General features: G+C 67.8%; 5 protein-coding genes. All 5 read right to left on the reverse strand.

The genetic code is table 11. The features are described from left to right. A partial coding sequence (locus ACFQEU_RS11670) for a peptide ABC transporter ATP-binding protein (protein ID WP_379782320.1) occupies positions 1-267 on the reverse strand: 267 nt, incomplete at its 3' end. Further along, positions 254-475 (reverse strand): hypothetical protein, encoded by a 222-nt coding sequence (locus ACFQEU_RS11675; RefSeq protein ID WP_379782322.1) that lies wholly within the window; start codon positions 473-475, stop codon positions 254-256. The genes ACFQEU_RS11670 and ACFQEU_RS11675, both read right to left, overlap by 14 nt. Before the next feature lie 90 nt (positions 476-565). Next, positions 566-1,555 carry a class I SAM-dependent methyltransferase gene (locus tag ACFQEU_RS11680; protein ID WP_379782324.1) on the reverse strand — a complete coding sequence of 330 codons (990 nt, stop codon included), beginning with the start codon at positions 1,553-1,555 and terminating at the stop codon, positions 566-568. A gap of 118 nt (positions 1,556-1,673) precedes the next feature. Further along, positions 1,674-3,020 (reverse strand): ABC transporter substrate-binding protein, encoded by a 1,347-nt coding sequence (locus tag ACFQEU_RS11685; protein ID WP_379782326.1) that lies wholly within the window; start codon positions 3,018-3,020, stop codon positions 1,674-1,676. 315 nt (positions 3,021-3,335) lie between these two features. Continuing rightward, positions 3,336-4,631: gamma-glutamyltransferase family protein (locus tag ACFQEU_RS11690; RefSeq protein ID WP_379782328.1), on the reverse strand; the 1,296-nt coding region annotated here is incomplete at its 5' end.

A 4,631-nucleotide genomic window follows, 5' to 3' on the forward strand; every position in this document is an offset into this window, starting at 1 on the left:
GCGTGCGTCGGCCCCGAGCACGGCGACGGTCCGCCCTCGGACCCGGATCTCGGTCGTGAGGTCGCCCGCCCGCAGGAACCGAGCGATACCGCCGGGCTCCGAGTCCGCCGGCAACGAGCGGACGACCCGCAGCGCCCCTCGTACCGTCGGCACTTCGAGGAACAGCCGGTCACCCGTCGAGGTGACGTCGATCTCGACCCCCTCGACCGTCAGTGTCAGGTCGTCGGTCGCGACCGACAGCGGGACGACCGGCTCAGTCCTGCTCACGGGTCGTGACCCGAACGGTCCCGTCGAGCCGCCAGCTGGCGTGCTCGACGTCCTCGCCGGTGCCACTCGGGACGTCGACGCTCATCTCCTCGAACTCGTATATTATCTCCGCGTTTCGTCCGGTCAGACGGTCGTACAGGCCGATCGCTAGGTCCGGCCACGTGGTCGTCTCGTCGATGCGCTCCTCCGGTGTGTCACTTTCCGACATGCCATCGATCCATACGGCTCGAACGGACATATAACTTGTCTCCGATCCGAAACGAGACTGCCGGAACCGATGGAACCTCTCGAACGCGGCCTACGCACGCGTCAGTCTGACGTCCAGACACACGTTGTACTCGTGTGGCGCGTACGACCGGACGACCCGTTCCGTCTCCACGACGACGTCGTAGTCGTCGCCGGCGGCTTCCCGGAGCGCCCGCGTACCGGGACCGAACGGGTCGTCCTCGTGTTGAATGTCGTAGTAATGGATCACACACTCGTCGCCGGCCAGCGCGACCGCCGTGTCCAAGAACGCGTCGGCGGAGTGTGGAAGGTTCATCACGAGACGGTCGGCGGCGTCGGCGTACTCGTCGGTCGCCTCGCGAACGTCGCCGGCGACGGGCGTCACTCGGTCGGCCACACCGTTCCGCTCGGCGTTCTCGCGGAGGTACCGGATCGCGACTTCATTGAGGTCGCAGGCGACGACCTCGGCACCGTGTGCCGCCATCGGCACCGCGTACGGGCCGACACCCGCGAACATGTCGACGACGAACTCGTCGGGGTCGACGGTCCCGATCACCCGGTGGCGCTCCGTCGCGAGCCTGGGCGAGAAGTACACCTCGGCGACGTCGAGCAGGAACTCGTGGCCGTACTCGCGGTGGACGGTCTCGGTGCCGGTTCCGGCGAGCACCTCCCACTCGCGGACGCGGAGCTCGCCCTCGATCGGTGACGCCCGGTTCAGGACGGTCGCACACGGGAGGTCGGAGGCCATCACGGCGTCTGCGACCTCGCGGGCGCGGTCGTCGTCGTCCTCGTCGAGAATGACGATATCGCCGAGTCGCTCGATAGAGGGGTCGTAGCCGAGGATGTCGGCAGGGCTCCGCACGCGTTCCCGCTCCGCGGCATCGCGTTCGACGACTCGCTCGGCGAGGTCTCCGGGGACCGCCGCGGGGTCCGTCACGGGGAGGTAGATCGTCCCGTCAGCGACCTCGATCCGGTGATCGCCGTCGAGCACGTCGGCCTCGGCGAGCCGCTCGCGGACGGTCTCGCCCAGCTCGCGTTCGACGGCGACACAGGGAACGGTCATTACTGGAGCGACGACCGGCGACCGCTAAACGCTGACGTTTCGACGAGGGGTGCCTGGTGAGTGGCTTGAGGGCCGAGTGATAAGAACGTGAAAACGTGTGTGGACCGCGCGTCCCCGGTTACAGCTCCAGCACGTCCGACCACTGGCTGGAGTACGACGGCTGCTCGGGCTCGAAGGAGACCCGTTCACGGACCTCGCCGTCGCGCTCCTCGAAGCCGCGGACGTACTCGCCCTCGAGTGCCTGCCCGTAGGCGTCGTTGAGGAACAGCGTCCCCGTGGAGTCGGCACCGACGAGCTCGCCGCGGGCGAGGTCGGCCATCGCGGGGCCTTGCAGGAAGTCGGACGGTGCGGTCCGGAAGATGTAGCCGTCGTCGGCGAGGTTCGTCACGTCCGGGTCCGTCGAGGACGGCGAGATGCCGACCACGCCGTTCGGGATGAGCACCTGATCGGAGACCTGGAGGTTCACGTTCGATGACGCGGGGCCGACGATCGCGGGATACCCCGCGTCGACCAGCGCGTTCGCACCCGAGATCCCCGCTTGGGGGTCGGTCTGTGTATCCTCGACGCGATAGTCGACGGTGACGTCGATCCCCGCGTCGTTGATCTGGTCCGCTGCGAGCAGCGCGCCGTCACGGATCGGGCCGCCGAGCGGGCCGAGGTCGCCGGTCTCCGGCATCAACACGCCGACCATCGCCTCGAACTCGCCGACGCCGACCGGATCCTCGGCAGTCGCCGCGTTGTCCTCGTCGGTGAGCTCGTCGCCGAACTCCAGCGTGTCGAGCGTGACGAGCTCCCCGCCGTCGAAGTCGACGATGTCGTAGGCGGCGGTGACGATGTCGCCGTTGACGTCGAAGTCGACGCTCGACGACGCCCCAACGTAGTGAACCGGGTCGCCGGCGGCGACCGCTTCCACCGCGTCGACGAGCGTCTCCGGACCGAACTGCTCACCGCCGGGGTTCGCGACCGTGCGGACCCGGTCACGGATCGCGGTGCCGTCGTTCTCCCCGGCCGCGACGGCCGCCAGCACGTTGACCGCCATCGCGTCGTACGCCTGCGCCGTGAACACGCCGGGCTCCCGGTCGTAGGCCGCCTCGTACTCGGCCGCGAAGAACTCGGCACCGGGGCCGCCTGCGGAGGGGGCCGTCCCGATGACGTTGTCCATGTCGTTGTCGACCTCGCCCGGCAGGTCCGCGTCGATGAGCCCGTCCGGCACGATGATGTCCACGTCCGGCACGTCGCTCGCGAACTCCGAGTAGAAGTCCCGGAACAGCTGGATCCCCGACTGCGGGAACCCGACGACCATCACCGCGTCCGGCGTCTCCGAACCGTCGCCGCCGTTGTCGTCGCCGTTCCCGGCACCGTTTCCGTCGCCGTTGTCCTCCTCGGTCGTACAGCCGGCCAGCGCCACGACCCCCGCGGCACTGGCTCCCTTGATAACGTCACGCCGTTGTAACTTTCGCGTCATACTGTGAGGTCATACCACACGAGTGTTTATAAACGTGTCTTCGAGGACGATCGATCGTTTCACGAATTATATGAGATCCGCGATCAGTAAACCCGATTCTCGGCATCTCTCAGCCCATTTTTCTCAGCAACCACGTACCGTCGATTGATCCGACGCTTCGACGCGGGCGTCGGTATTACCTTCACGGCGGCCGGATCGTGACCGATACAAAAAGGTAATTCTACAGATACTATTCCGGTGTTCGTGGTCACAGAGGCCGACCGGGGCCCGAGCCAACACGTCGTTCGTCGGTGGATCGCTCGGACCGTGATGCGGTCAGTACCCCTGCGCGTTCCCGTCCTTTCGGGGTTCGGTCGCCGCGGAAAGCGTCCCGGCATCGTCGCGGGCGATCTGGGCACCGCCGAACAGGGTCGGCGAGAGCAGCGTGACGTCGTGGCCCTTCCGGACCAGTTTCGCCGCCACGTCGTCGTCGAAGCGTGGTTCTAACGCGAGCTCACCGCTCTCCCGGTAGCGCCACCGCGGTTCGTCGAGCGCGCGCTGGAGCGGCATCCCGTAGTCGACCATGTTCGAGACAGTCTGAACGTGCCCCTGTGGCTGCATGTACCCACCCATTACGCCGAACGCCGCCCAGTCGTCTTCACCGAACTCGATGAGCCCGGGGATCAGCGTGTGGAACGGCCGCTTGCCGGGCTCTAGGCTGTTCGGGTGGTCGGGATCGAGCGAGAACGACGCGCCACGGTTCTGTAAGGCGATCCCGGTGTCGCCCGCGACGAGCCCGGATCCGAACCCGGCGAACCGGGAGTTGATGTACGAGACGACGTTGCCCTCGTCGTCGGCGACGGTGAGAAGCACCGTGTCGGCGTCCTCGGCGTTCGCGTTCGGCACGCCGAAGCTCACGTCGTGGTTCGCGGTCTCCCCGACCTCGGCCGCACGCGTCGCGGCCCACTCGTCCGAGGCGAGCGGCGGGATCGACTCGTACTCGGGATCGGTGATGTAGCGATGGCCGTCGTGGAAAGCCAGCTTCATCGCCTCAGCGAAGTAGTGGACGCGCTCGGCGGAGTCGTACGGGTGCTCGCCCGCCCCCAGCTCCGCGGCGATGTTGAGCGCCTCCAGCGCGATGAGTCCCTGGTTGTTGGGCGGCAGCTCGTACACCTCCGCGCCGTTGTACGTCGTCGACACCGGATCGGGCCATTCGACCTCGAACGCCGCCAGATCGTCGACGGTCATGAACCCGCCCGCCCGCTGCACCTCGTCCGCGATCGCCTCCGCGATCTCCCCTTCGTACACGATGTCCGCGCCCTCCTCGGCGATCCGCTCCATCGACCGCCCGAGCCGCGGGAGGGTCACCTCCTGCCCGACCGTGGGTGCCGCGTCGTCGAACAGGTACGCCTCGCGGGCGTGCGGGTCGGTGAACAGCGACTCGGCGCTCGACCAGTAGGTGGCGATCACCTCCGAGACCGGATACCCCTCCGTGGCGTAGCGGATCGCCGGTCGGAGCGCGTCCGCGAGGGTGAGCCGGCCGAGCTCCTCGATCGTCGCCTCCCAGCCGCGAGCCGTCCCGGGGACGGTGACCGCGTGCGGCCCGTAGAAGGGCATCCCCGCCTCGCCCAC

The organism is Halorubrum tibetense, from assembly GCF_042661865.1.
Lineage (GTDB): Archaea > Halobacteriota > Halobacteria > Halobacteriales > Haloferacaceae > Halorubrum > Halorubrum tibetense.

Excerpts from the sequence above, each read along its gene's own strand:
- ACFQEU_RS11685 (WP_379782326.1), bottom strand. The coding sequence starts at position 3,020 with ATGACGCGAAAGTTACAACGGCGTGACGTTATCAAGGGAGCCAGTGCC.
- ACFQEU_RS11675 (WP_379782322.1), bottom strand. The coding sequence starts at position 475 with ATGTCGGAAAGTGACACACCGGAGGAGCGCATCGACGAGACGACCACG.
- ACFQEU_RS11680 (WP_379782324.1), bottom strand. The coding sequence starts at position 1,555 with ATGACCGTTCCCTGTGTCGCCGTCGAACGCGAGCTGGGCGAGACCGTC.